The 26,247-nt window shown below is 62.1% G+C and carries 18 protein-coding genes; 3 read left to right on the top strand and 15 right to left on the bottom strand.

What is annotated here, in order from left to right; genetic code table 11:
- Window positions 1-275 precede the first annotated feature (275 nt).
- Together PR018_RS07525 and PR018_RS07530 are read right to left on the bottom strand one after the other, a co-directional pair.
- Entirely contained in the window at window positions 276-596 is a 321-nt protein-coding gene (locus PR018_RS07525; protein ID WP_142822881.1) for a 2Fe-2S iron-sulfur cluster-binding protein, read from the bottom strand.
- 161 nt (window positions 597-757) lie between these two features.
- Window positions 758-1,126, bottom strand: coding sequence for an Hpt domain-containing protein (locus PR018_RS07530; protein WP_142822883.1), 369 nt, complete (start codon window positions 1,124-1,126; stop codon window positions 758-760).
- 470 nt (window positions 1,127-1,596) lie between these two features.
- On the opposite strand from PR018_RS07530, the gene PR018_RS07535 reads away from it, so the two are divergent.
- Window positions 1,597-8,469: an apolipoprotein A-IV repeat region-like domain-containing protein gene (locus PR018_RS07535; RefSeq protein ID WP_142822884.1), complete on the top strand. Its 6,873-nt coding sequence runs from the start codon at window positions 1,597-1,599 to the stop codon at window positions 8,467-8,469.
- A 93-nt stretch (window positions 8,470-8,562) separates the two neighbouring features.
- On the opposite strand, the gene PR018_RS07540 is transcribed toward PR018_RS07535, so the two are convergent.
- The 10 genes from PR018_RS07540 to PR018_RS07585 form a co-directional block, all read right to left on the bottom strand.
- Entirely contained in the window at window positions 8,563-8,865 is a 303-nt protein-coding gene (locus PR018_RS07540; protein WP_142822885.1) for an RcnB family protein, read from the bottom strand.
- A gap of 159 nt (window positions 8,866-9,024) precedes the next feature.
- Entirely contained in the window at window positions 9,025-10,632 is a 1,608-nt protein-coding gene (locus tag PR018_RS07545) for a glycoside hydrolase family 43 protein (RefSeq protein ID WP_142822887.1), read from the bottom strand.
- A gap of 86 nt (window positions 10,633-10,718) precedes the next feature.
- Window positions 10,719-11,750, bottom strand: a complete 1,032-nt coding sequence (mgrA, locus tag PR018_RS07550; protein ID WP_142822889.1) for an L-glyceraldehyde 3-phosphate reductase — start codon at window positions 11,748-11,750, stop codon at window positions 10,719-10,721.
- Window positions 11,751-11,814: 64 nt separating this feature from the next.
- Entirely contained in the window at window positions 11,815-12,948 is a 1,134-nt protein-coding gene (locus tag PR018_RS07555; protein WP_142822891.1) for a Gfo/Idh/MocA family protein, read from the bottom strand.
- A 14-nt stretch (window positions 12,949-12,962) separates the two neighbouring features.
- Window positions 12,963-13,724 (bottom strand): sugar phosphate isomerase/epimerase family protein, encoded by a 762-nt coding sequence (locus tag PR018_RS07560; RefSeq protein ID WP_142822893.1) that lies wholly within the window; start codon window positions 13,722-13,724, stop codon window positions 12,963-12,965.
- 87 nt (window positions 13,725-13,811) lie between these two features.
- On the bottom strand, window positions 13,812-16,268 hold the full coding sequence (locus tag PR018_RS07565) for a beta-mannosidase (protein ID WP_142822895.1): 2,457 nt from the start codon (window positions 16,266-16,268) through the stop codon (window positions 13,812-13,814).
- A 121-nt stretch (window positions 16,269-16,389) separates the two neighbouring features.
- The gene (locus tag PR018_RS07570; protein WP_142822897.1) at window positions 16,390-17,481 is read right to left on the bottom strand and encodes an ABC transporter ATP-binding protein; all 1,092 of its coding nucleotides are present in this window, start codon (window positions 17,479-17,481) and stop codon (window positions 16,390-16,392) included.
- Window positions 17,482-17,483: 2 nt separating this feature from the next.
- Window positions 17,484-18,422, bottom strand: coding sequence for a carbohydrate ABC transporter permease (locus tag PR018_RS07575; RefSeq protein ID WP_142822899.1), 939 nt, complete (start codon window positions 18,420-18,422; stop codon window positions 17,484-17,486).
- On the bottom strand, window positions 18,415-19,311 hold the full coding sequence (locus PR018_RS07580; RefSeq protein WP_142822901.1) for a carbohydrate ABC transporter permease: 897 nt from the start codon (window positions 19,309-19,311) through the stop codon (window positions 18,415-18,417). Before PR018_RS07580 ends, PR018_RS07575 begins: the two co-directional genes overlap by 8 nt.
- Before the next feature lie 65 nt (window positions 19,312-19,376).
- A complete protein-coding gene (locus PR018_RS07585; protein WP_142822903.1) occupies window positions 19,377-20,615 on the bottom strand; it encodes an ABC transporter substrate-binding protein in 1,239 nt (412 codons plus the stop codon).
- 445 nt (window positions 20,616-21,060) lie between these two features.
- On the opposite strand from PR018_RS07585, the gene PR018_RS07590 reads away from it, so the two are divergent.
- Window positions 21,061-22,101, top strand: a complete 1,041-nt coding sequence (locus PR018_RS07590) for a LacI family transcriptional regulator (RefSeq protein WP_142822905.1) — start codon at window positions 21,061-21,063, stop codon at window positions 22,099-22,101.
- A gap of 92 nt (window positions 22,102-22,193) precedes the next feature.
- On the opposite strand, the gene gndA is transcribed toward PR018_RS07590, so the two are convergent.
- Window positions 22,194-23,621 (bottom strand): NADP-dependent phosphogluconate dehydrogenase, encoded by a 1,428-nt coding sequence (gene gndA / locus PR018_RS07595; RefSeq protein ID WP_142822906.1) that lies wholly within the window; start codon window positions 23,619-23,621, stop codon window positions 22,194-22,196.
- Between the two features lie 205 nt (window positions 23,622-23,826).
- Here gndA and PR018_RS07600 point away from each other — a divergent pair, with 205 nt between their 5' ends.
- Window positions 23,827-24,234, top strand: coding sequence for an SRPBCC family protein (locus PR018_RS07600; RefSeq protein WP_142822908.1), 408 nt, complete (start codon window positions 23,827-23,829; stop codon window positions 24,232-24,234).
- Here the strand turns inward: PR018_RS07600 and PR018_RS07605 are convergent.
- Both PR018_RS07605 and PR018_RS07610 read right to left on the bottom strand, forming a co-directional pair.
- Window positions 24,231-24,842, bottom strand: coding sequence for an ABC-type transport auxiliary lipoprotein family protein (locus PR018_RS07605; RefSeq protein WP_142822909.1), 612 nt, complete (start codon window positions 24,840-24,842; stop codon window positions 24,231-24,233). The two genes, PR018_RS07600 and PR018_RS07605, sit on opposite strands and share 4 nt — an antisense overlap.
- A gap of 32 nt (window positions 24,843-24,874) precedes the next feature.
- The gene (locus PR018_RS07610; RefSeq protein WP_142822911.1) at window positions 24,875-26,245 is read right to left on the bottom strand and encodes an MlaD family protein; all 1,371 of its coding nucleotides are present in this window, start codon (window positions 26,243-26,245) and stop codon (window positions 24,875-24,877) included.
- Between the last annotated feature and the right edge of the window lie 2 nt (window positions 26,246-26,247).

A 26,247-nucleotide genomic window follows, 5' to 3' on the forward strand; every position in this document is an offset into this window, starting at 1 on the left:
GCGACAATCGCTGTCGATCACCGCAACTGTGCGAAATATGACACGCTGTAGCTGAGATAGCAGGGGAAAAGCCGGCTTTACGCTTTACCACAGCCGTAATGTAGTATCATCTTACGTATAGCATCGACGATGGTATTGCGTTCCCATTTTCCTGGGTTCTCCCGGCGTATCCGAAGCCGCAAGCGCTTCCTCCCTCGCCTGTAGGCGATACGCCCGCCTGGCCTCGCTCCGCAAATGGGCGAGGTTTTTTTTGGGGCGCCTTGAGAGATGCAGGACTAGGCTTGGCGCTCCGGCACGTGAACGACAAGGCCGTCCAGCGCCGAGGTCAGCTTGATCTGACAGGAAAGCCGCGAGCTTGGCCTGACATCGAAGGCGAAATCGAGCATATCTTCTTCCATCGCAGCGGGCGGTCCCGCCTGCTCTATCCAGGCATCGTCGACATAGACATGACAGGTGGCACAGGCGCAGGCGCCGCCGCACTCGGCTTCGATGCCGGGCACGGAATTGCGCACCGCGTTTTCCATCACGGTCGAGCCCTCGTCGGCATCGAAGTCGAAACGCGTGCCGTCGAAAGCAACGATTGTCAGTTTGGTCATAAGATAATCCGGAATCCGCGAGTGATATTTGTCAGGGTCGGATTTTCTTCCAACAATTCCAAACAGCAGTCAACATCGCCGGCTCCGAAAGCCACTGGCTCGGCCGGATACCGGTCAGCGATGTTGCCGTCCCTCATGGGGACGGCGCAGCGAATCCGAGCTTAACGGCAAAGCTTGAGAATGAAGTTTTCCGCTTCGACGACGGCGGTGCCGACAGCCGCCATGCAGGCAGCATCGCTGGAGTGCGCTTCGAAAGCCTCGGCGGATTGCGCTACCTTGAAGGCACCAACGGCGCTTGCTGCACCCTTCAGACGGTGGGTACCAGCCTTCACCTGGTCGGCATTGCCGCTGCCGATATCGTGGAGACAGCTGCGTGCCTGGCGGGCGAACATCTGCAGAACCTCGATTTCGAGCACCTTGTCGCCCATGGTCTGCCGGGCGAGATGGACCAGATCGATAGGCTTTTCCCGCGACGGCCCCATGCCGCGCGAGTTGTCAGGGGCTTCAAATGCGATGTTCAAGGCGGCCATGGGCCCATTCTCCGGTTGTCTCTTGTCGGTGCGTTGCTGCATCCTTGCGGCTGCGGCATGGCCATCCCGTTAAATTCCGGCACAACGAAGGCGGAAAAATGCACGTATGGTTAACGACCGTTAAACACGGTTAAATTATCGGCTTTTCGACAATGCATTGATTTAAAAGGTGTTAACAACACGCTAACGCTTCCGGACGTTTGCCATCCCATAATTGTAACAGTGCTGCTAATGTGTCAGTACGGTACTGGTGTTTCGTGCCGCGGCGTCGCCTTTGCCCGACGCCCCGAAAGTGGTAATGTTTTGGTACCGCCCATTGTGCAAAATTGCACTTCGCGCGGATTGTAATGTGGATGCCGATGCCTTGTTAAGGAAATCGGTAGTACGGCTGGCGAGATGTTGCGTATCGGATCTTGGCGGATTTTCGAAATGCAGGGTCGGCCGGAACGAGTGTAACGAGGCGTATCCGTATGGCGAACAACAAATACAGCGAGTCGGTTGAAGACAAGGCTTTCAAAGCTTTGGACGAAGCGCTGCAAATCGATTTCAGCGATGACGGAATACCAGCTCGCACCGGACCTGCGCCGCGTGCAACGGAGGCAGATTTGGCCGAGACCTCGAATGCGCGTGCACGGCAGGCAAAGGAAGAAGCGGCTCGCAAGGCCGCCGCAGCCCGCGGAACTGCCGGGCGACCGGGCGATACCCCTCGCAATCAGATGTTCGAACCCGCCAACGATACCAGCAGGGCCAGCCCCCAGTCGATCCTGCGCTCGCTGGACAACGCCTCCATCGGCGGCGCCATCCGCAATGCGACGATCTTCTCGGTCATCTGGCTGATTGCCGGCATCGGTCTGACGAGCGTCATCTATTCCCCGCCTATCTGGCAGATCCGCTCGCTCGCCGAACTCGTGGCCCTGCCTGGCGTGATCGCCTGCATCATCGGGATCCTTGTTCCGATCCTGCTGTTCTATGCCTTTGCCATCATGCTGTCGCGCGCCCAGGACATGCGCAACGCCGCCCGCTCCATGGCTGAAGTAGCACTGCGCCTCTCCGATCCCGAGACAATCGCCTCCGAGCGCATCATGACGGTCGGCCAGGCCGTACGCCGCGAAGTCTCCGCGATGAACGAAGGCATCGAGCGCACTATCGCCCGCGCCACCGAACTCGAGACCCTCGTCCATTCCGAAGTCAACGCGCTCGAGCGCAGCTATGCCGACAACGAAATGCGCGTGCGCGGCCTCGTCCACGAACTCGGTTCCGAGCGCGACGCCATCGTCAATCACGCCGAGCGGATCCGCTCGTCGATCTCGGGCGTCCACGAGCAGATCAAGGAAGACATGTCGCTCGCCACCGAGGAAATCGCCATTCGACTGGCGACCTCGGGTGAAGCTTTCGCGACCCTGATGGACACGCGTGCCGCTGCTCTCTCGGAAAAGTCGAACGCAGCCCTGCAATCGCTCGGCTCGCTGCTAGCGGCCAAGACCGACAGCCTCATCGAAAACCTGAGTGCTTCCGGCTTCGCCTTGAACCAGGAATTCGATACGCGCCTGGAATCCCTCTCCACCACCCTGTCCGAACGCGGCAAGAAGCTTCTCAGCCAGTTCGAGACACGCGCCTCGACGCTGGACGCCAACACCGACAAGCTGAATGCCGCGCTCAACGACCGCGCCCGCCAGTTGAACGAAACCCTGATCGCCCGTACCCGCGAAATTAGCGACAGCCTGAACAGCGGTGAACGCGGCATCACCGGTACCCTCGACAACGTGCTTGCAAAGCTCAACAGCGCACTTGACGAAAAGGGAGCCAGCTTCCGCCAGAGCCTGCAGTCGAGTGTCGACGACACCGTCATGGACCTAGACCTTCGCTCCGGCTTTTTCGAAGAGCGTCTGCAGTCGACGGTCGCGCAGGTGTCGACAAGCTTCGACGAACGTGTCGCGGAATTCGCAACGGCATTCGACAAGCGTGCCGGCTCGCTCGACAGCAAGCTGATGGAAAGCCTTGCGCGCATCAACGAAACGCTGGCCGGCGGCTCGGAAGCCATGGACGGCATCCTTACCACCAGCATCGAGCGTATCGGCTCCTCGCTGACCGACCATTCCTTCGCACTCGCCACAGCCCTGTCGACCGGCCATGAGGTGCTCGAAAGCGCCATCGGCTCGAAGGCAGCCGAAATTACCTCGGCGCTCGAAAGCCGCACCAGCGAATTCACCGCTGCGTTGCGCGGCGCGACTGGCGACGTTGCAGCCGTGCTCGGCACGGGCTCCGAAGAGCTGCAGGCAGCCCTCAGCGCCCGCACAGAGCAGCTGACGTCGGCACTTCGCGGCGCCACGCTCGAACTCTCATCATCCCTCACCACAGGCAGCAACGAACTGAGCAGCACCATCGCAGCCCGCTCAGCCGAGCTGACATCGGCGCTGACAGCCGCCACGACCGATGTTTCGTCGGCCGTCATTTCCGGCACCGAGACCCTGAATGCCACGTTCGAGGGTCGCGCCGAGGCACTGAGCGAGGCGCTTGCCGCCCGCTCCGGACAGTTTACCAGCGTCATCGAAACAGCCACGTCCGAACTGACGACGGCGCTGTCTTCCGGTACCCACGAACTGACATCGGCCTTTGTCGGCCGCACGCAGGCGCTCAACGACACCCTGTCGGCGCGCACCGGCGAAATCACCCAGACGCTCGGCTCCGCCCACGAGCGGATCGATGCCGTCATGGCCGAGCGCAGCGGCGCGCTTTTCAATGCTCTGTCGGACAGCCAGTCGCGCTTCGAACAGACCCTGGCCAGCCGTTCCGAGACCATCGTCAGCGCCGTTTCGGACAGCCACGAACGCCTGACAGACGCACTGGACGAGCGCACCATGACGCTCGCCATCTCGCTCTCCGATAGCCAGGAACGCCTCGAGCAGACCCTTGCCAGCCGCTCCGAGACGCTTTTGGGCGCAGTATCGACGACCCACGAGCGTCTGACCGATGCCCTGGACGACCGGACGATGGCTCTCGCCATCGCACTGTCCGAAACCCAGGAACGCCTCGACCAGACCCTGGCGAGCCGCACCGATGCCTTCACCAATGCCGTTTCCGACAGCCGCGACCGCCTGACGGAAGCGCTGGACGAGCGTGCCATGGCACTTGACATCTCGCTGTCCGAGACCCAGGAGCGGCTCGAACAGACCCTGACCAGCCGCACGGACGCCTTCGCCGCTGCCGTTTCCGACGGCCGCGAACGCCTCACCGAAGCCCTGGACGAACGCGCCATGGCGCTGGCGATCTCGCTGTCCGAGACCCAGGAGCGGCTTGAAAATACGCTCAGCACACGCGGCGATGCCATCGCCACGTCGGTTTCCAGCGGTCACGACCGCATGCTGGAAACCCTGGATAACAAAACCCGCGTCCTCGCGCAGACCTTGGCCGAAAACCACGCCCTGCTCGACGAGACACTCGGCGTCAGCGTCGAGGCGATCAATGCCGTCGTCTCCAGCAGCCACAGCCGCCTCGGCGATGCTCTCGACGACAAGACCATGGCGCTCGCCATCTCTCTCGAAGAGTCCCAGAACCGTTTCGACAGCGCGCTCGAAGCCCGCACCAACGCCATTCTCGACAGCGTTGCTGGCGCAGAATCCCGCATCGCAGGCACCTTCGGGAAGGAAGCCGAGACAATCCGGGCAGCCTATGTCGACAATCACGAGCGCCTCGACCAGGCTCTCGGTGCCCACACCGAACGGCTGGCCAGCGTCCTCAACAACGGCGGCGAACGCCTCGAAACCGTGGTCGGCCAGTCGACCGCGCGCGTCGAGAATGCGCTTGCCGACACCACGGGCCGCCTGGAAGCCACCATCGGCACCGGACTTGCGCAGATGGACCACAGCCTCGAAAACGCCCACGAGCGCCTCCGCACGACGCTCGACCAGCGCGGCAACGCCATCCAGCAGACATTGCGCGACGCCCACGAGCAGATCGACGGTACGCTCGCCGAACAGGCCATGACCATCGGCACGTCGATCGCCACCAGCGTCGGCATGATGGAAATGTCCCTCGAAGAGCACGAAGCCTCGCTTCGGGGTGCCATCGACACCAGCGCCCGCTCGCTCGAGGAACGCCTGCAGAGCAGCGCCGGCGCCATTGCCGGCAGGTTCCAGGACGCCGCCGGTGAAATCATCCGCTCGGCCGAAACCTTCTCGTCGCACCTGACGGCCTCCGTGGAAGGCATGACGACGCGCTTCGAAGACACGGGCTCGCGCGTCGAGTCCGGTCTCGTCGGCATCGAACACCGGATCCGCGATGGTATCTCCGGTGTCGTCGAACAGGTCGACGCTGCCGGTAACCGGCTGGCGGAAAGCCTCTCCGGCAGTGTCGAGCAGATCGACCGCGCCACCAGCGAGGCAGCTGCCCGCCTGACGGAGACCCTCGACGGACGCACTGCCAACCTCAGCAACGCCATGGAAACCGGTACCGCCCGCATCGACGAGCGCCTGTCGACCATGGATCGCGCGCTCAATCTCGGCCTCGATGCCGTCAACCGCACCATCGAGGGCAAGGCCACCGCGCTCGCAACGACGCTGCGCACGGCAGTTGCCGACGCTGCGCAGGGCATGGACAACGAGGCCACCCGCACCGCAGAGCTGCTCGCCAGCACCGGCCAGCAGTTTGCCGACAACCTCGGCAACCGCAGCGAAGACTTCACCCGTACGATGGAAGAGCGCTCGCAGGACATCGTCCACCGCGTCTCCGAAACCCAGAACCGTCTCGCAGGCCAGGCGGCAGCCGTCGCCCAGACGTTCTCCGAGGCCGGCAACATCATCGTCAACAAGGTTGCCGAGGCTGAAGGCCTTGTCGGCAACCAGGTCACGGCGCTGTCTGCCGCCCTCTCCGAGGTCGAACAGTCGCTCGAAGCCCGCGGCGCATCGCTGCGCTCGGCCCTTGCCGGCACCGGCGAGGAAATTGCATCGACCATGGCCCGCGTCGAACGCGCGCTCGAGGATCGCAGCACCGCTATCCGCACCAGCCTCGACGAACGCAGTCGCGACATCGATGCGACGCTTTCGGATGTCGACAAGACACTCGAAGCCCGCACCCAGCAGATGCGCTCCACACTGGCCGGAACAGGCGAACAGATTGCCTCCAGCCTGACGCGCGTCGGCGAAGCCCTCGAGGAACGCACCAACGCCATCCGCACCAACCTCGACGACCGCGCCCGCGATATCGATGCGACGCTTGCCAATGTCGACAAGGCGCTGGAAGCACGCGGTTCGTCCATTCGCAACAGCCTCGACGACCGGAGCCGCGACCTGAACTCCATGCTGGCCGGCCGCTCCGCCGAACTGGTACGCATCATCGACGAAAAGGCCCGCCCGGTGGTCGACGCCTACGCTGCCACCGGCGAACAGGCAGCCGAGCGCATCGCGGCGGCAGCCCAGCAGGCAGCCGAACGCCTGCGCACCGAGAATGCCGCCTTGGTCAATGCCATTGCGTCGCGCACCAACGAGACGCTGGCCGCCATTTCCGCCCGTACGGAAAGCGTCACCAGCACGGTCGATGCGCTGGAAACGAGCCTGCTTTCGAATGTCAACGGCCTCATCGAACGGCTGGGCGACAACAACTCGGCGATCGTTGCCATGCTCAACCGCGCCACGCACGATCTGGCCGAAGTCGATACACGCCTCGGCTCGACCAGCACGCGCTTTGCCGAGAGCGCCGGCAAGGCTTCCGAACTGGTCTCCGCCTCGACCCGCCTGCTCGAAGGCAAGATCGACAAGCTCAGCGACATCTCGATCCACACCCTGTCGCAGGTCGGCGGGATCATCAGCCGCTTCGACGAGCACTCCAAGGTCCTGACCCAGGCATCGCAACTTCTGGGCGCCGCCCAGTCGAACCTGATGTCGACGCTGGAAGAGCGCGAAAGCGCGCTGGAAGGCCTCTCGGTCGGGCTCGTGCAGCGCTCGGAAGAGATCGAAAAGACCCTGCGCGCTGTCGGCTCCATCGTCGAAACCGCATTCGACCGCGCCGAACAGCGTTCCAATCAGGTATCGGGCAATCTGCGCCAGGGCGTACAGGCCTCCGTCGCCGATATCGGTCGCGTGCTGTCCGAGACGGAAGCCCGCGCCCAGCAGACGGCCGAGACGATGCGCGATGCGCTCGCCAAGGCCGGCCAGGAAGCAAACGATGCGATCGAGGGCACCTTCGCAAATGCCGAGCGTCGTTCCAACGAACTCACCAGCCGCCTGCGCGGCGGGCTGACAGCGTCGATGTCGGATGTCGAGAACATGTTCTCGGAAGCCGGCAAGACGACCGACAATGCCGCCTACTCCATGCGCGAAACCCTGCGCGTTGCCGTCGAGGAAGCCATCGACCGCTTCTCCGGGGCCACCGACGAGATCCGCCGTTCGGCCGGCGATATCCGCAAGGAACTCGACCTCACCCGCACGGAACTGAAGCGCGGTGCCTTCGACCTGCCGGAAGAAGCCAAGGAAAGCGCCGCTGCCATGCGTCGCGCCGTGGCCGAGCAGATCAAGGCCTTGCAGGACATCTCGCAGATCGTCGGGCGCTCGTCGCAGCAGCTGGAAATCGCAACGCCTGTGACACGGGCTTCCGCCCAGCCGCAGCGTGTCGCTCCCCAGCAGGCAGCCGTCGCGCCGCAGCCTCAGCCAGCTGCAACGCAGCCGCAGCCGGTCGCCCAGCAGCGCCAGCCGATTGCCCAGCAGCCTGCACCGCAGTTCCTGCAGCAGCCGGAAGCTGCCGCTCCGCAGCGTCCTATCGAGCCGATGGGCCTTCGCGGCACCATCGCTGCCGACCGCGCACCACAGGCTCCCCGCCAGCCCGCAGCAACGCCAACGACGCCTGCCCGCCAAGACCAGGCCGGCGGCGGTTGGATCAGCGACCTGTTGCGCGGCGCATCGCGCGACGACGCGGCCGACACGGCACCGGCCCGCGCACCCGCCCCGCGCGCTCCCGCCGAGACCGCCGCCCAGGCACCTCGCTCCGGCGATGCCAGAAACCCGCGTCACGTCGTGGAATCGCTGAACTCTCTGTCGGTCGATATCGCCCGCGCCATCGATCACGACGCATCGGTCGACCTCTGGCGTCGCTACCAGCGCGGCGAACGGGATGTCTTCACCCGCCGTCTCTACACGCTGAAGGGTCAGCAGACCTTCGACGAGATCAAGCGCAAGTATGACCGCGAGCCGGAATTCCGCACCGCCGTCGACCGCTACATCGGCGACTTCGAAAAGCTGCTCGCAGACGTTGCCAGCACGGACCGCGACAAATCCGTCACCCAGTCCTACCTGACCTCGGACACCGGCAAGGTCTACACCATGCTCGCCCACGCCGCCGGCCGTTTCAGCTGACAACAGCACCCCGCATAAACTGAAAAATCCCTGGTCATGAGCCAGGGATTTTTCGTTTCACGGTAGGTGGTTAATGATCAATCCAGCCGCTGCTCAGCGCGCGGCCACGACGCTGAGGATGAGGCCGCTGGTGGAGCCGACCATCAGGAAGCTTCCACCGATGCGGACCCATCGATAACCATGGGGCGGCGTCTTCAGGCGGTAGCGGGTGTAGTCGAGGGGGACCGCGTGGTTGCGGTCGGAGGGTGAAAGCCGATGGCCGCGCGTCCAGCTCCCCTTGTGCAGAACAGGCCGATGAACATCCTTTGATGACGTCGCGGCAAGGGCTGCAGGGGCTTGCGCCAGCGGTGCAATCAGGCACGCCGCAGCAAGCAGCGCGGTGATCGTCTTCTTCATGGGCTTTCCTCGTAGTTTTTTACGTCTTTTAGACGCGCAGCCTTACCTGAAAAAGGTGACGGATCGCGGTCAAATATATTAAATTTTGTCAATGCAGTCAGGCGCGACCCGCTATGGGGCAGGCCGGCCAGGCAAACATGGCCCGCGACGTCCGTCAACCTAGAGGATATCGTAGTTGAACCAGTCGAAATCTGCGGCTTTCGCCCGACCAGAGAGATCGAAGGCAAACATGCCGACAAAGGCGCCGGTGAACGAGCCGTGCTCGCCACGCCCGCCCTCGTCCGAGATCACGCCGGCGTCTAGCACCGGCCCGATCGCCTGCCAGGCGCCCATGCCCTCGGCCTGCCAGTAGAACTGCAGGTCGTTGTCGCACACCTCGAGAGAGAGCTGCACTCGTCCATCGGGAACGGCGACGCCGCTGCCAACCGGGAAGCTCAAACGTCCCTCGGGATAATCGCCCGGGCATGAGAGAATGGTCAGGCACCTCCCGAGTTCTTCATGCACGGTCACGGCGAGCGCATGAAATTTGAAGCGGTTATAATAGTGGGTCAGGCCCGCTACCTGTTGGTAGGTATCCGGCAGAAACTCGATCACGGTTTCCGCCTGGAACCGATGATGCTCCTGCCGACGGGCAACCAGCGATTGCTCGAACCATGAGCCTATGCTTTCGCGGCCGAACAGCCGCAGATGGCCTGGCCGCTCTGTGAGACTGAACAGCAGCTCCGGCCTCGGGGTGCGAAGCCACTGGAAATCGGCCGGCAGCGTCGGTCCGTCGAAATTCGCGCCGCTGCGTCGCGGCTTGTCGAGGGGAACAGCACCGGCAAGGCCCGGAACGTCCACGTCGCCCACCACGGTGCCGTTTGCGAGATAGAGCCAGTCATCCTTCCAGACGCATTTCTGCAGGGCCGTCTCGCGGCCGAGTGTGGAGCGACGCAAGGGCGCCAGCGGACGGCCACAGAGGTGGGTGTGATAGGCTCCACCGTCAGGGGTCTCGACATATTGCCCATGCCCGGTGCGCTGCAGGCCTGCCTCCGGGTGATCCTTCGCAGTGATCAGGTGGCTGTCCGGATGCAGTTCGTAGGGGCCGGCGATATCGCGCGCGCGCGCCATGGTGACGGCATGGTCGTAGCCGGTGCCACCCTCGGCGGTCGTCAGGTAATACCAGCCGTTGCGCTGGAACAGGTGCGGACCCTCGACGAGACCGAGCGGGCTGCCGGCAAAGATGTTGCGGATCGGGCCTTTGAGAGACTTGCTGGCGGCATCGTATTCCTGCAGCAGGATACCGTCGAAGGCCGGCGATTTCGGCGAGCCGCCGAAGCTCTCGCTGCGGTGGTTCCACTGCATGTTGACGAACCACTTGCGACCGTCGGCATCGTGAAACAGCGACGGGTCGAAGCCCGACGAATTGACATAGACCGGATCCGACCATTCGCCCTCGATGGTCTCTGAAGTCACGATGTAATTATGGGCGTCCTTGAAATTACCGTCGAGCCGTTTGACATCGGTGTAGACCAGCCAGAAAAGCCCATCGGCATAGGAAAGGCAAGGCGCCCAGACGCCGCAGCTGTCCGGATTGCCGCGCATGTCGAGCTGCGCCTGTCGCTCGAGCGGCCGGCGCACCAGCGTCCAGTTCACCAAGTCGCGCGAGTGATGGATCTGCACACCGGGATACCACTCGAAGGTAGATGTGGCGATATAGTAGTCGTCACCGACGCGGCAGATGGACGGGTCGGGATTAAAGCCAGGCAAAATAGGATTGTGGATCATCGGTCTACCTCCTCCAAGGCGATGAAAGCGCCGCCCGCAGGCGACGCCTCAGTTCGAACTATCGGCACACAGTCACCGAGCGGCGACTATTCAAGCTCGGCCGACTTGGCCCAGAGGTTGATATCGGCCTCCTTGGCATAAACGTCGATTTCACTCAGCTCCTCGGCGGTGAAATCGGCGTTGTCGAGCGCCTTGACGCAATCGACGATCTGCGACGAACGGCTGGCGCCGATCAGCGCCGAGGTCACCCTGCCGCCGCGCAGAACCCAGGCTATCGCCATCTGCGCCAGCGTCTGGCCGCGCTTTTCGGCAATAGCGTTCAGCTTGCGGATATTGTCGAGGATCGACGGGCGAATGAATTCCCGCTTCAGGAAATGGTCCTGCGCGGCACGGCTGTCTTCCGGAATACCGTTCAGATACTTGGTCGTCAGCATCCCCTGCGCCAGCGGCGAAAAGACGATGGATCCCATGCCGACGTCGTCCAGCGTGTCGAGCAGCTTGTCGTCCTCGACCCAGCGGTTGAGCATGGAGTAGCTCGGCTGGTGGATGAGGCATGGCGTACCCAGCGATTTCAGGATCGCGGCCGCCTCGCGGGTCCGCTGGGAATTATAGGACGAGATGCCGACATACTGTGCCCGCCCGGAGCGGACGATGTAGTCGAGCGCGCCGCAGGTTTCCTCGAGCGGTGTGTCCGGGTCGAAGCGGTGCGAATAGAAGATGTCGACATAGTCGAGGCCCATGCGCTTCAGGCTCTGGTCGCAGGAGGCGACGAGGTACTTGCGGCTTCCCCACTCGCCGTAGGGACCCGGCCACATGTTGTAGCCGGCCTTGGAGGAGATGATCAGTTCGTCCCGCAGGCCGGCAAAATCCGTGCGCAGGATTTCGCCGAACGCCGTTTCGGCCGAGCCCGGAGGCGGGCCGTAATTGTTGGCAAGATCGAAATGGGTGATGCCGAGATCGAAGGCGGTGCGGCACATGTCGACCTTGCGGTCATGGGACGTGTCGCCACCGAAATTGTGCCACAGGCCGAGCGAAACGGCCGGCAGCTTCAGGCCGGAACGGCCGGTGCGGTTGTACTTCATCTTCGAATAGCGGTCTTCCGCCGGTTGCCAGCTCATCGATATCTCTCCCATGCTCGAACGCGGGCTGTTCAGCCCGCGCGCACAATAGCTTCCGCCAGCTTTACTTCAAGAGCGCCTGTGCCTCTTCGATGCCGAGTGCTGCCGGCTGGCTGCAGGTGGTCGTCAATTCGATAAACCGGTTATCGGCGCCGGAAGTCAGGATCGACGTCATGACATCGACGCCGTGCAGCGTACGGTCGAGCGAGCACCGGGCATCGCGCCCGTCGATGAGCGAGGCCGCCATGTCGGCGAGCCCGGCGGTGCGATAATTGGCGCGCGGACCCTGCGGACTTTCCTGGTTGGCGATGCCGAAGGGATGGTCCCATGCATCCAGCGTCTTGATATCCTTGTTGCGACCGCTGGCTTCGACCGTTCCACCGAAGAAATTCGGATCGGGCACGTAGAGCGAGCCCTCGGTGCCGTAGAGCTCGATGCTGCCGTGCCGATGCGACCAGACGTCCCAGCTGGCCGTCAGCGTGATGGTCGCGCCGCTGACGAATTCCAGCAACGCCTGGATGGTCGTCGGCGTCTTTACCGGAATGATTTCGCCATGACGTGGCTGGCTGGTGATCGTGCGGGTCTCCGACGCCATCGAGGTCATCGCTCCGACGCGCTTGACGGGCCCGATCAGGTTGATGAGATCGGCGACATAATAGGGGCCGAGATCGAGGATCGGGCCGGCGCCTGGCAGGAAGAAGAAGTCAGGGTTTGGATGCCACATCTCCATGCCAGCGCTCATGACATGGCAGGTGCCCGACGTGATCCGGCCGATGCCGCCGTCGTCGATGAACTTGCGCGCCAACTGGTGGGCGCCGCCGAGAAAGGTGTCGGGAGCGCAGCCGACGGCGAGCCCCTTTTCCGTCGCAAGACGCCGCAGCGTCTCGCCCTCTTCCAGCGTCAGCACCAGCGGCTTTTCCGAGTAGACGTGCTTGCCGGCTTCGAGGATACGCTTGGAGACCGCGAAATGGGCGTCCGGGATGGTCAGGTTGACGATCACGTCGAGCTCGTCGTTTGCGAGCAGCTCGTCGATCGTTTGTGCCCTGACGCCAAATTCCTCCGCCCGAAGCTCCGCCGCACCCATGTTGATGTCGGCGCAGGCGAGCACCTTCAATCCCTTGAAGAGCGGTGACAGCGTGAAATAGGTCGTTGAGATATTGCCGCATCCAATGATGCCGACACCGAGTTCCTTGGCCATGATGAGCCCTCCGATCAGTAGGTCTTGAACGATGCGATAGAGCGCGTCACGACGCGGTCCAGATCGTTGGGATTGTCATGCTCCACCACATAATGGCGGGCGCCCGTCGACTTCAACGCCTGCATCAGCTTGGCCCAGTCGAGCGTGCCGTGGCCAACGTCGGCCCAGCCGCCCTCATCCGTGTTTTCGCCGGCTGGCGCGATGTCCTTGACGTGGACGGCGGTGATGCGCGCACCCAGGGTCTCGATCCAGGCGAACGGATCGGCGCCGCCGCGCACTACCCAGGCGATATCGGCCTCCCACGAAAGACCGGGGCCACCGGCCATGATGTGTTCCATCGGCGTCGAGCCATCGGCAAGCTTGACAAACTCGAAATCATGGTTGTGCCAGCCGAAATCGAGGCCGGCATTCTTGAACCGGCGGCCCGCCGCCTCCAGCCGGGCGCCAAATGCATGCCAGCCCTTTGCGTCCGAGGGCCGCTGGTCAGGCATGATGTGCGGTGCGTAGATCGACTCGATGCCGAGCACGCCGGCGATCTCGAGGGCACGCTCGGGGTTGCTCTCCAGCAGGTCGAGGCCGAAGTGTCCGGTCGGCATGGTGAGGCCGTTACTGTCGAGATCGGCACGCATCGCCTTCAGTCCGGCATCGTCGAGGCTCGCATACATCGCGCCATAGCCCTCGACCTCCTTGTAGCCGGCCTTGGCAACCTTGGCGAACACGTCGGAAAACGGCGGGAACTCGCGGGCGCTGTAAAGCTGAAAACCAAGTGTCGTCATTGCTTTCTCCTCCATGGCCGTTCGGCCTGTCGTCTTGGCCGGCTTGTGCCGGTCGGGGTGCCGCCGATGGCAGCAACGTGATTGGGGTCAGTCCAGCGATTGGCAGGACTGCAGGTCGTAGAAACGGAAATCCGGCAGGGCGTCGGGCGCCATCGGCAGCGACGGCATGAACCTGACCAGCCGCGTCTCGCCTGCTGTAAGATCGAATGCGTTGTCGGAATAGCGCCCGTCTGTCTCGCTCTCGATCATGACGAAAAGTGCAAGTCCGCTGGCGGTGAGCGTCATTTCGACCGCCCCGTCCTCCGCGCGCTCGATGCGCCGGACGCTGAGGCCCGATGGCTCGAGTTCCAGCGCCTTGTAGGTACCGTGGACATAGTGTCCCTGCCCGCCCATGCCGTTCGAAGCTGTGAATGTCCATCCGAGAAGGCAGCCGGGAGCAATCGCCGCAGCATCGACCTCGAAGGCAGTGACGGCAGCATCAGGACCGCAGGTCGCCTGCACCGACGTCATCGGCCTGACCTCGCCGGACATGGTGATGATGTGCAGCGCCAGGTCGATGCTGACCTCGTCAAGCGTGTCGTTGACGACGGACATCCGGATCGTCGCCTTGTCCTCGCTCGGGATCGCGGCGACGGCGACAGGCTGGAAGAAGCGTCGCACCATGTAGTGCATCGCCTTCCAGCGCCCGCCATAATCGAGGCTGGACCACGACGCGACCGGCCAGGTGTCGTTCAGCTGCCAGTAAATCGTCCCCATGCAATGGGGCTTCAGCGAGCGCCAGTAATCGACCGCCGTCTGGATCGCCAGCGCCTGCTGGATCTGGCTGAGATAGACGAAATTGGCGAAATCCTTGGGGAAGCGGAAATAGCGGAACATCGTTGCCGCGATCCGCTCGTTGCCGCCGGCGTTCTTCTGGTGAAGCTCCATCACCGGCGATGCGACGTTCATGTCCTTCGGCTCGGCATAGGTCCGGATGACCGGCAGCGAGGTGTAGGACTGAAAGCCGAATTCCGAGCAGAAGCGCGGGCGCACGGAGCGGTAATTGTCAAAGCTCTTGTTCTCGTGCCAGACCGACCAGTAGTGCATGTCGCCGGAGCCATCGGCATGCCAGGCATCGCCGAAATCGAGATAGCCCGAGGCCGGGCTCGACGGCCACCAGATCGCCTCCGGCGCCGCCTGCTTCATGGCAAGCTCGATGGTCCGGTTGAGCCGGTCGTATGAGACCAGGTAGCGGTCGCGATCCTTGCGCGATTCCTCGAACCAGGTGAGAGCGCCCACCAGTTCGTTGTCGCCGCACCAGAGCGCGATCGAGGGATGGCTGGCCAGACGCTTTACCTGATACGTCACCTCGGCCGCGACATTGTCGAGAAAGTCCCCGGTCGAGGGATAGAGATTGCAGGCGAACATGAAGTCCTGCCAGATCATCAGGCCAAGCCGGTCGCAGATGTCGTAGAACCAGCCGGCCTCGTAGAAGCCGCCGCCCCACACCCGGATCATGTTCATGTGCACATCGGCTGCAGACTGCAGCAGGTCCTCGGTCTTTTCCCGGCTCGAGCGCGAGAACAGCGCATCGGCGGGGATCCAGTTGGCACCGCGGCAGAAGATCTCGCGACCGTTGACCTTGAAGGCAAACCGGCTGCCGGCCGCATCCTTGTCGGTGATCAGTTCGATGGTGCGAAGACCGATCTGCCGTGTCACCACCTCGTTTCCGGTTTCGACCGACAGCCTGTAGAGCGCCTGCTCGCCGCTGCCGGCAGGCCACCAGAGCCTCGGTTCGTCGATATGGAAGACGTGGGTAATGGCGGTCTCGCCGGCCACCACGCCGCAATCAAGCCGCACCCGCTCGCCGTCCAATTCGAAATAGAGCTGTGCCACCCCCTGCCGGCCGGCAAACAAGGCCGCCGTCACCAGGAGATCGACGGTGCCGTCGTCGTTGTGCATCTGGCGCGTCGTCACGCTCTCGATCCGCGCCGTCTCCAGCCGGCGCAGCGCTACCGTGCCGTAAAGTCCGAGCGGCGCGATAGCGATATTCCAGTCCCAGCCGAAATGGCTCTGCGGCTTGCGCAGCATGTTGCCGTTGGCGATGGGCGAATTGCCGGGATGGTAGGGGATGTAGAAGGGCTGCTTCTCCTGCAAGGCGGCGCCGACTGCAATGCTGGAATGCAGCACGATGCTGAGCGTGTTTTCACCGGGTCGCAGAGCCTTGGAAACATCGGGACGATAGCGGCGAAAGCAATTGTCCGCCTCGAGCACGACGGTATCGTTGATCGTAACGGTCGCCACCGTATCGAGAGAGTCGATATCGAGATACCAGTCGCCGTCGACCTTGCCGAGAACAAAGCGCCGTTGCAGAACCCAGTCACGATGCGCCACCCATTGGACGATCTCCTCGTTGCGCCCGACATAGGGATCGACAATGATGCCGGCCGCCTGCAGTGCCGAATGAACGTCGCCGGGGATCTGGATTTCAGCCTGGTGGTCACTGCCCGGCGATGTCAGCTGCCATGCGCCGGCGAGATCGATCGTAGTTTCTGTATCCGTCATGCCGTCATTTCCTAAATTCAACGCCGAAAGCGCCTCTCGCTCTTTCTTCGCTCAGTCCTCGGCCAGCTGGGCATGCCTCAGCGGCGCTGAAGCGCCGACGGAGACCCGCAACCCCTCGCCCCTAGATCCGCAATTCTGTCGCAGCATCGAAGACCGAGGCCACGGACATATCGAAAATCAGCTTGATCGCCGCACCCGGCTTGAAGCGTCGCGCGCCGTTGATGCGCACCGACATGATGTGGCCGGCATGCTTGATCCACAAAAGATTATCGGCCCCCATCGGCTCTTCGATATCGACGACCGCATCGTGGACTTCAGCACCGGGACCGGCGGCCTCGTTGACCCCGATATGCTCCGGACGCAGCCCGAGCACGACCTTGCGACCCGCCACAAGCGGCTCGGAAGCCGCATAGCCGTCGAGCGTGAAGTCCACGCCGTTGGTCGTGAAGGCCACCTTGCCGTCCCGCTCGACCAGCTCGCCACGCAGGAAGTTCATCGACGGCGAGCCGATGAAGCCGGCGACGAACAGGTTGCGCGGCGCATTGTAGATCGTGGTGGGATCGTCGAGTTGCTGGATGACGCCGTTCTTCATGATGGCGATGCGGTCGGCAAGCGTCAGAGCCTCGATCTGGTCGTGGGTGACGTAGATCATGGTGTTCTTCAGCGCATGGTGCAGGCGCTTGATTTCGACGCGCAGTTCGGAGCGCAGCTTTGCATCGAGATTGGACAGCGGTTCGTCGAACAGGAAGACATCGACGTCGCGCACCAGCGCCCGGCCGATGGCAACGCGCTGCCGCTGGCCGCCCGAGAGTTCGGCCGGCTTGCGCTTCAGCAGCGGCTGGATCTGCAGGATCTCGGCAGCCCTTGCGATGCGCTTTTCGATCTCCGCCTTCGGCAGACGCGCCACGCGGAGGCCGAAGGACAGGTTCTTTTCGACCGTCATCTGCGGATAGAGAGCGTAGGACTGGAACACCATGCCGATGCCGCGGTCCTTTGGCTCTTCCCAGGTGACGTTCTTGTCCTTGATGAAGATCTGGCCGTCGGAGATGTCCAGCAACCCGGCAATGCAATTCAAAAGCGTCGACTTGCCGCAGCCGGACGAGCCGAGAAGCACCAGGAACTCGCCGTCCGCGATTTCGAGGTTGAGGTTCTGCAGGACATTGACCGCGCCGAAATTGAGCGACAGATCGCGAATGGAAACACTGGATGTCATGATCAACCCTTTACTGCGCCGGCGGCAATGCCCCGGACGAAAAGCCGTCCCGAGACGAAATAGACGATCAGCGGAACGAGGCCGGTGAGGATCGTCGCGGCCATATTGACGTTGTATTCCTTCACGCCCTGAACGGAATTGACGATATTGTTCAACTGCACCGTCATCGGATAGAGATCGGGCGTCGTGTAGACGACCCCGAACAGGAAGTCGTTCCAGATACCGGTGACCTGCAGGATCATCGCGACGACGAAGATCGGCAGCGACATCGGCACCATGATCTTGAAGTAGATGCCCCAGAAGCCTGCGCCATCGACGCGGGCCGCCTTGAACAGTTCCTGCGGCAAGGATGTGAAGTAGTTGCGGAACAGCAGCGTCAGGATCGGCATGCCGAAGACAGAATGCACCAGCACCAGTCCCGTCAGCGAGCCGTAAAGCCCGATCGAGCGAAGCATGATGACGATCGGGTAGAGCATGACCTGATAAGGCACGAAGGCGCCGAAGATCAGGATCGTGAAGAACAGCTGCGCTCCCTTGAAGCGCCAGTTGGCGAGCGCGTAGCCGTTGACCGAGGCGATTGCGATCGAAATCAGCACCGACGGCAGGGTGATCCTGACAGAGTTCCAGAACCCGCGGCTCAGTCCGTCGCAATTCAGACCGGTGCAGGCGGAGGACCAGGCCTTCACCCAGGGCTCGAACGTAATCTCCATCGGCGGAGAGAAGATGTTGCCCATCCGGATCTCGGGCATACCCTTAAGCGACGTGACGATCATCACGTAGAGCGGCAGGAGATAGTAGGCCGCAACGACGAAGAGCGTGCCGTAGAGCATGATGTTGCGGGGCGAAACGATCCGCCGGGGCTTGGCACCGCTCGGGCCGGAAAGCGTACGCGGTGCCGCCATGCCGGGGGCTAGTTGATTGACTGCGAGCACGTCAGGCATTCTTCCGGCCTCCGCCAAATTCGAGGTAGGCCCATGGGACGACGACGATCACCACCGAGATCAACATCATCGTCGAGGCCGCGAAACCCTGACCGAGATTTTGCGCCAGGAACATGAGGTCGTAGACGTATTTGGCGGGAACTTCCGAAGCGATCCCGGGCCCGCCACCCGTCTGCGCGACAACCAGGTCGTAAAGTTTGACGATGCCGCTGGTGATGATCACCAGCGTGGTGATGAAGACCGGACGCATCATCGGGATGATGATCAGCAGGTAGGTTTTCCACATCGGGATGCCGTCCACCCGGGCAGCCTTCCAGATATCCTCGTCGATACCGCGCAGGCCGGCGAGCATCAGGCACATGACGAGCCCGGTGCCTTGCCAGAGACCGGCGATCAGCACACCGTAGATGACAATTCTCTGGTCATAGAGCGGATCGAAGGTGAAGGTCGAAAAACCCAGGCTGCGCACGATGTGCTGGATGCCGAATTCCGGGTTGAGGATCCACTGCCAGACAAGCCCCGTGACGATGAAGGACATCGCGAACGGGTAGAGGAAGATCGTTCGAAACGTGTTTTCGAACCGGATCTTCTGGTCCATCAGGGCCGCCAGCAGGAAGCCGATCAGCAGGCTGAAGATCAGCGACAATATTCCGTAGATCGCCAGGTTCTCGATGGAGATCAGCCAGCGCTGCGTCCCCCACAGCCGGCGGTACTGGTCCAGCCCGACGAAATTGAGCCGGGGCAAAAGCTTCGAGTTGGTGAACGAATAAACGACGGTCCAGATCGTTCCGCCGGTGAAGACGCAGAGCGCCGTCAGGATCATCGGGATGGAAGCGACCTTGGCGTTGAGATTTTTGAAAAGCTGCCTCGGGCGAGCATTCTGGGGCATGGGGGCCTCGCGGTCCTGTCTCGGAAAGAGTGGCCGGCCCTGCGGGGGCCGGCACCAAAGCGAGCTTATTCGGCGCTGCCGATGATTTCGGCATAGCTCTTTTGCGCATCTTCGGGCTTGATGCTGGCGTCATTGAAGAACTGCGTCATCAGGTTGTTGAGCTGCGTCGTCGTGTCCGGAGTAATCAGTTCGTCCGTGCTTTTGACGACATTGCCCTTCTTCAGGACAGCCAGCCCCTTCTTCATGCAGTCATTGGCAGCCGTCAGGTCGACGTCGCCACGAACTGGCATGGAACCCTTCTTGAGATTGAAGGCGAGTTGGCCTGCAGGCGACATCATCACAGAGGCGAGCACTTCCTGCGCCTTGGACTGGTCGACGTTGGCAAGCTTGGGGAAGTAGATCGAATCCCCGCCCGTGCTGATGTACGGATCGGCGGCACCGAGATCGACGAGGCATGTATAGTCCTTGCCGGCGACCTGGTTGGCGACCTGGAACTCGCCCTGCGCCCAGTCGCCCATCGACTGCGCCCCGGCCTTACCGGTGATCACGAGGTTGGTTGCCTGGTTCCAGTCCTGCACGTTGGAACCCTTGGCCAGCTTGCGGGCGTCGTCCGCAGCCTTGAAGATCTTGGCCATCTCCGGACCGGCCGCTGCCTTTGCGTCCTTCTTCTCATAGACATTGAGATAGAGGTCCTTGCCGCCGAGTGCGAGAAGCAGGTTGTTGAACAGTCCGGTGACCTGCCAGGACTGCTGACCCAGCGCCAGCGGAAGAATGCCGGCCTTTTGCAGCGCCGGACCGGCCGCGACGAATTCATCCCAGTTCTTCGGAACAGCAACGCCAGCCTTTTCGAAAGCTGCGTTCGACAGCCACAGCCACTGCCAGGCATGGATGTTGACCGGTACGCAATAGATCTTGCCATCGACGGTGCATCCGTCGAGAAGCGATGGCGGGTTGATGACTGATTTCCAGTTTTCCTTCATCGCGACATCGTTGAGATCGCGCATCAAGCCGGCCTGGACGAGCTCTTCTGCCTGCCGACCATGGTTGAACTGCGTGGCCCCCATCGGCTTGCCGCCGGTAATGCGCGAGACCATGATTGGCCGGGCTGTATCACCGGAACCGGCAATGGCACCGTCCACCCAATGGTTGCCTGTCGCATCGAATGCTTTCGCAAACTCCTTGACCGCCGCAGCCTCCCCGCCGGACGTCCACCAATGCGTCACTTCAAGATCTGTGGCCTTCGCCGAAACGGCCGAAAGCGCCACGGAAGCCAGCATGGCGACCGTCAAAAAACGCATATTCATGAGTTCTCCTCCCTCACTGAAACGTTACAGTAAAAACGTAGAGCAATCGTTTTGAGGGCGCAACTACCTGGGTGCAATTTTCTCAGAAAAAAGCCCATCCTTCCCATTGTGAGCATCTACCAAGCAAAAATGAGTGTTGCGCTCAGCAAAAAGGCAAATCGGCTCCAGGCCGAAAATTATTATCAATACATTGATTTAATGTATTTTTCTGAGCTATTCGACCCCTTCATTTCGGTGGTTATTTCGCGGTCGCACAAATTTGCGGCATTGCAGCGGAGATAGGAGAGATGGAGAGCTCCCCTGAAGAAAGGCAAAATATGGGCTCGACAACGCAGCTGTATCGTTACAGATTTAGGGCTTCAGATCGCCACCGGCCCATCCGTTGACGCTTGCGGTCCAAGCGCCATCATATTAAGGCGTCCCATCAGGAACGGCGTTGGACAGCATGGACAATCAAGAAAATTCAGAAGGAGACCGGCGCCCAGCCGCAATCCGCGAACGGCCGACCCTGAAAACCATCGCCTTCATGACGGGCCTCGGCATCACGACCGTTTCGAGAGCGTTGAAGGACGCCTCGGATATTGGTGCGGAAACGAAGGAACGGGTCAAAATGGTCGCCCGCCAGCTCGGCTATCAGCCGAACCGCGCGGGTGTGCGCCTGCGCACCGGCAAGACCAACGTCATCGCCCTGGTGCTCAGCATTGACGAGGAAATTCTCGGTTTCACCAGCCAGATGGTATTCGGCATCTCCGAGGTCCTATCCGGAACGCAGTATCACCTCGTGGTGACACCCTATTCCCACGACCGCGATCCGATGATTCCCGTCCGCTACATTCTCGATACGGGGTCGGCCGACGGCGTCATCATTTCGCGCACGGAGCCGGACGATCCGCGCGTCCGGTTGCTGGCCGAGCGCAACCTGCCCTTCGTCACCCATGGCCGCACAGACATGGGCATCGTCCACCCGTTCCATGATTTCGACAACGAGGCGTTCGCCGAGGAAGCGGTCAGGGCGCTCACCGCCAAGGGCCGCCGCCGCATTGCCCTGCTGCCTCCGCCGGCGCGGCTGTCCTATTACACCCACACGCGCAACGGCTTCCAGAGCGGCTTGCTCCGCTATGGTGCCGAGGAAGTCCCGCTGAAGATCACCATCGATGCGCCGCTGGAAGACATCCGCAACGCTGTCGAGCAGCTGATGCGCTCCCCGAATGCGCCGGACGGTATCGTCTCCACAGCCGGCGGAGGTGCCATTGCCGTCAATGCGGGCATCGAGGCAGCCGGCCTGCGGCTCGGACACGATATCGATATGGTCGCCAAGCAGTCGAGCCATATCCTGAACTGGATCAGGCCCGAGATCGTCACGATCTACGAGGACGTGCGTCACGCCGGCCGCGAACTGGCACGCTCGCTCATCCGCAGCATCGACGGCACCGGGCCGGCCGAGCTGCAAAGCATCAGCGCCCCCGTCTGGCCGGACGCCTCGTAGACGACGTCGCGACTTCAGCCGAACCCAACGAGAAGAGCCCGCCGAAACGCTTGGCGGGCTCTCTCATTTTTTCCATGGCAGAGTGGCTGAAATCAGCCTTGCGCGCCGCTGCCCCAGGGGCCGTGGTGGATATCCTTGCCATCGACCCGGTCGAACCCGTGTGCGCCGAAGAAATCGCGCTGGGCCTGGATCAGGTTGGCGGTACCCCGCGCCTGGCGATAGGCGTCGAAATAACCGAGTGCCGAGGCGAGTGCTGGAACCGGCAGACCGGCAGTCACGGCGGCGGAGACGATGCGGCGCAGCGATGGCAGCGATTCCTTGACCATGTCGGAGAAGGCCGGCGTCACTACCAGGTTGGCGGCATCCGGCGCCTTGGTGAAGGCGCTGGTGATTTCATCGAGGAACTGCGAGCGAATGATGCAGCCGGCGCGCCAGATCTTGGCGATGACCGGCATCGGCAGCGACCAGTCGAACTGGCGCGATGCCTCGGCCATGACGGCGAAGCCCTGCGCATAGGCGCCGATCTTTGCCGCGAACAAGGCCATTTCCAGATCGTTCAGCAGGTCGGCGCCAAATGTCATCGGAAATTCGTTTGTCGGTGCGCCGAAGATCTTTTCGGCAGCCTCGCGCTGCTCTTTCATCGACGACAGGCTGCGGGCAGCCACGGCTGCCTCGATGGCGGTTGCCGGGATGCCCATGTTCTGCGCTTCGATCACCGACCACTTGCCGGTGCCCTTCTGGCCGGCCTTGTCGAGGATGATGTCGGGCATGGCAGTCCCGGTGGTCGGATCTTTTGCGGCAAGCACCTTCTCGGTGATCTCGATGAGGTAGGAGTTCAGACGACCCTTGTTCCAGTCGCCGAAAATCTTGCTGATCTCGTCCGCGCTCTTGCCGAGACCGTCGCGCAGGATCCCGTAGATCTCGGCGATCATCTGCATGTCGGCATATTCGATGCCGTTATGGACCGTCTTGACGAAATGGCCAGCACCGTCTGTGCCGAGCCAGGCGCAGCAGTCCTCGCCGTTGTATTTGGCCGAAATCGAGGTCAGCACCTTTTCGACGCGCTTGTAGCTCTCCTCGGTGCCGCCGACCATGATCGACGGGCCGTGCCGGGCCCCCTCCTCGCCGCCGGAAACGCCCATGCCGATAAAGGTCAGCTCGGTGTCCTTGAGGCGGTCGAAGCGGGCCATGGTGTCGCGGAAATTGGCGTTGCCGGCATCGATCATGATGTCGCCCTTGGACAGATGCGGCTGCAGCGCCGCCATCTGCTGGTCGACGGGCTCGCCGGCCTTGATCATGATGATGATCGGCCGTGGCGGCCGGATGGCCTCGACGAACTCCTCGATCGTCCGGCACGGGATGATCTGCTTCTTGAGGTCTCCCGCACTCTCGTAGAACTCGTCGGTGACCGAAGCTGTACGGTTGAACACCGCGATGCGGTTGCCTTTTTCGGCAATGTTCAGTGCGAGGTTTGACCCCATGACCGCGAGGCCGATGAGACCGATTTCTGCCTTTTCCACGACAACTCTCCCTTGTTGAAACTTGGACGGACTTTGTCGCACCACCATCGGCCATGGGCAAGCCTTGCCATGTTCAAAACGGATCGATTGACAGAACCAGGCAGGATTACCGTAGGATCGGGCAAGGTGTTTTGCGGCTGCAGATTGCGGCACTTCGCCTGGATCGCGGAACCGTATAGGAACAACAGGACGACGGGAGGAAAAGATGTCCACAATGACGGCAGAGATTGTCCACATCACCATCCGTCGTGACTGGCGGGAGGTCTACGACTTCGCCTCGAAACCGGAAAACATGCCACTCTGGGCATCCGGCCTGGCGACCGCCTTCGTGCCCGACGGTGCCGACTGGATCGCAGCCGGAGCGCTTGGTACCGTGCGGATCGCCTTTGCGCCGCCAAACGACTTCGGCGTCATCGACCATACCGTCACCGAGCCTTCCGGCCGGCAATTCTACAATGCGTTGAGGGTCGTACGAAACGGCGACGGATGCGAGATGATGTTCACCCTGCTGCGCGTCGAAGGCATGACGGATGCGCAGTTCGAAGCCGATGCTAATCACGTCGCCAGGGATCTGGCGACGCTGAAGGGGCTGATGGAGAGCGAGGCTCTCTAGATGCTTTTCAGCGTCCAGTCGACGATCTGTGCCGAGACGGATGCGAAGGCCCTGTCTAGCGACTTCACATAGGCGTCGTTGGTCGTGCCGGTCGTTGGCACGGCGACGCGGAAGACGTCTTGCTTGCGCACGGTGCCGGTCTTGTCGTTGAGGATCTTGGCCGAGATCTCGACGACTGCCGCCTGCTTGGTGGTATCGATCTCGAACGCCCGGATATCGGTCACGACCTGATAGTCGATTGCCAGACCCTGGCCGGGAACGCCGACGCCGCCGACCTTGCCGGAATTCTCGAAGGCTTCGACCAGCTTCGACTGCACCATGCGGCTGAGCTTGTCGCTCCACTGCGCCTTGGCGAGATACTGCAACTCGGAGCCGCTGACCCTGACGACGATCTGGTTGCTGTCGATAGCGCTGAGCGCCGTCGGTGCCGGTACCAGGATCTGCTTGCCATGGGCTGCCGGACCCTTGCCGCTGACATTGGCAGCCAGATCGAACGTATCGTTCTTGGCACCGCCGCCGCAGGCTGTCAGCAGCGCTGCAAGCACTGGCAAAGCCACGACGGACCTGCGTGCCGTCAACCAACCCTGAACCGAACCAAATTCCAACATGCTGCGCCTACCCCTTGAAACCTTGCCGCCGGTCAATGCCGTGTCCGCCCGTTATACTGCTTGACGGTGTCGCCACCGAACAGCAGGCGCTGCGGGTTCTTGTCGAAATTGCTGATCGTGTCGTTCAGATTCTGTACCGTCCGCCTTGTATCGTTGACCAGCGTTTGCACGTCGTTCAGGCCACCGGCCGAGAAGCGCTGCAGGTTGTCGGCGATCGGTCCGATACGCGAGTTGATGCTGTCGGCAACCTTCTTGAACGATTCCAGCGTGTCACGTGCTTCCGTAAAGAGCGACTGGGTGTTGTCGGTTCCCAGCAACGCATCGACTTTGATCAGAATTCCATCGACGCGGGTCGAAGCAGAGTTCAGCTTGTTGGCCATCTGCGACACATCCTGGATCGTCTGGCTGATCTCGGCCTGCTTGGCCGACACGCTGGCGGTGATATCGCGGATCGAGGCGACGGCAACGCGGGCATCCTTGGTCGCCTGCGAGATATCGTCTACCGAGCCCTTGATCTTCGAAGGATCGATCGAGGCCACCAGCTGGTCGACCTTGTCGAGCGTCAGCTGAGCCTTCTTGCCGAATTCGTTGTAGGTATCCGACGTTTCCTTGATGCTGGTGATCGTTGCCTTCAGGTTGCTGGATGCATCGGCGACGTTCGCTGTCAGCTTGTCGACGTTTTTCACGACGTCGTTGATGCTCTGGGCGTCGACCGCACGAACCAGCTTCTCGACGGCATCGAGCGTCGAATTGACCTTGCCGGAGACGCTGCTGAAGGTCTTGGCGAGTTCACCGGCACTGGCGAGAAACTGATCGATATTGCCGGCATTGTCCGCAAGCGCCTTGGAGAAGGTATTGGCGTTCTTGACGGTATCGGTGAGCGGCCCACGGGCATCCTTCACGAAGCCCTGGAAATCGCCAATAGTGTCGTTGGCGCGGTCCATGATCTTGTCGGCGGTCGCCAGCAGATTGGTAACGCTCGATTGGTCGGCGAGCAGAACGGCCCGCTTGCCGGTATCGAGCGAGCGCTTGAGGATGTTCTCGTCGCCGGTGCGACCACCGGAGAGTTCGATATAGGCAGCACCCGTCAGGCCCTGGATTTCGAGAACGGCCTTGGTCGTCTCATAGACCGGCGCATCTGCCCGCACTTCGGTGAAGGCCAGCGAATAGCGCGGATCGTCGGCGTCGATCGAAAGCGTCTTGACGCTGCCAACCTGAATGCCGTTGAAGCGCACCGGCGAGCCGACGCTCAGGCCGTTGGCAGATCCCGGGATACGCACGATCAGCTCGGTCATCGTACCGCCACGGCCGTATTCGGCCATCCAGTAGACGAAGCCGAATGCGGCGGCGATGACCAGGACGGTGAAAATTCCGACGATCGTGTAGTTTGCTCTGGTTTCCATGA

Source organism: Rhizobium rhododendri, assembly GCF_007000325.2.
In the GTDB taxonomy this organism is placed as follows: domain Bacteria; phylum Pseudomonadota; class Alphaproteobacteria; order Rhizobiales; family Rhizobiaceae; genus Rhizobium; species Rhizobium rhododendri.

Excerpts from the sequence above, each read along its gene's own strand:
- PR018_RS07525 (WP_142822881.1), bottom strand. The coding sequence starts at position 596 with ATGACCAAACTGACAATCGTTGCTTTCGACGGCACGCGTTTCGACTTC.
- PR018_RS07530 (WP_142822883.1), bottom strand. The coding sequence starts at position 1,126 with ATGGCCGCCTTGAACATCGCATTTGAAGCCCCTGACAACTCGCGCGGC.
- PR018_RS07535 (WP_142822884.1), top strand. The coding sequence starts at position 1,597 with ATGGCGAACAACAAATACAGCGAGTCGGTTGAAGACAAGGCTTTCAAA.
- PR018_RS07540 (WP_142822885.1), bottom strand. The coding sequence starts at position 8,865 with ATGAAGAAGACGATCACCGCGCTGCTTGCTGCGGCGTGCCTGATTGCA.
- PR018_RS07545 (WP_142822887.1), bottom strand. The coding sequence starts at position 10,632 with ATGATCCACAATCCTATTTTGCCTGGCTTTAATCCCGACCCGTCCATC.
- mgrA (WP_142822889.1), bottom strand. The coding sequence starts at position 11,750 with ATGAGCTGGCAACCGGCGGAAGACCGCTATTCGAAGATGAAGTACAAC.
- PR018_RS07555 (WP_142822891.1), bottom strand. The coding sequence starts at position 12,948 with ATGGCCAAGGAACTCGGTGTCGGCATCATTGGATGCGGCAATATCTCA.
- PR018_RS07560 (WP_142822893.1), bottom strand. The coding sequence starts at position 13,724 with ATGACGACACTTGGTTTTCAGCTTTACAGCGCCCGCGAGTTCCCGCCG.
- PR018_RS07565 (WP_142822895.1), bottom strand. The coding sequence starts at position 16,268 with ATGACGGATACAGAAACTACGATCGATCTCGCCGGCGCATGGCAGCTG.
- PR018_RS07570 (WP_142822897.1), bottom strand. The coding sequence starts at position 17,481 with ATGACATCCAGTGTTTCCATTCGCGATCTGTCGCTCAATTTCGGCGCG.
- PR018_RS07575 (WP_142822899.1), bottom strand. The coding sequence starts at position 18,422 with ATGCCTGACGTGCTCGCAGTCAATCAACTAGCCCCCGGCATGGCGGCA.
- PR018_RS07580 (WP_142822901.1), bottom strand. The coding sequence starts at position 19,311 with ATGCCCCAGAATGCTCGCCCGAGGCAGCTTTTCAAAAATCTCAACGCC.
- PR018_RS07585 (WP_142822903.1), bottom strand. The coding sequence starts at position 20,615 with ATGAATATGCGTTTTTTGACGGTCGCCATGCTGGCTTCCGTGGCGCTT.
- PR018_RS07590 (WP_142822905.1), top strand. The coding sequence starts at position 21,061 with ATGGACAATCAAGAAAATTCAGAAGGAGACCGGCGCCCAGCCGCAATC.
- PR018_RS07600 (WP_142822908.1), top strand. The coding sequence starts at position 23,827 with ATGTCCACAATGACGGCAGAGATTGTCCACATCACCATCCGTCGTGAC.
- PR018_RS07605 (WP_142822909.1), bottom strand. The coding sequence starts at position 24,842 with ATGTTGGAATTTGGTTCGGTTCAGGGTTGGTTGACGGCACGCAGGTCC.
- PR018_RS07610 (WP_142822911.1), bottom strand. The coding sequence starts at position 26,245 with ATGGAAACCAGAGCAAACTACACGATCGTCGGAATTTTCACCGTCCTG.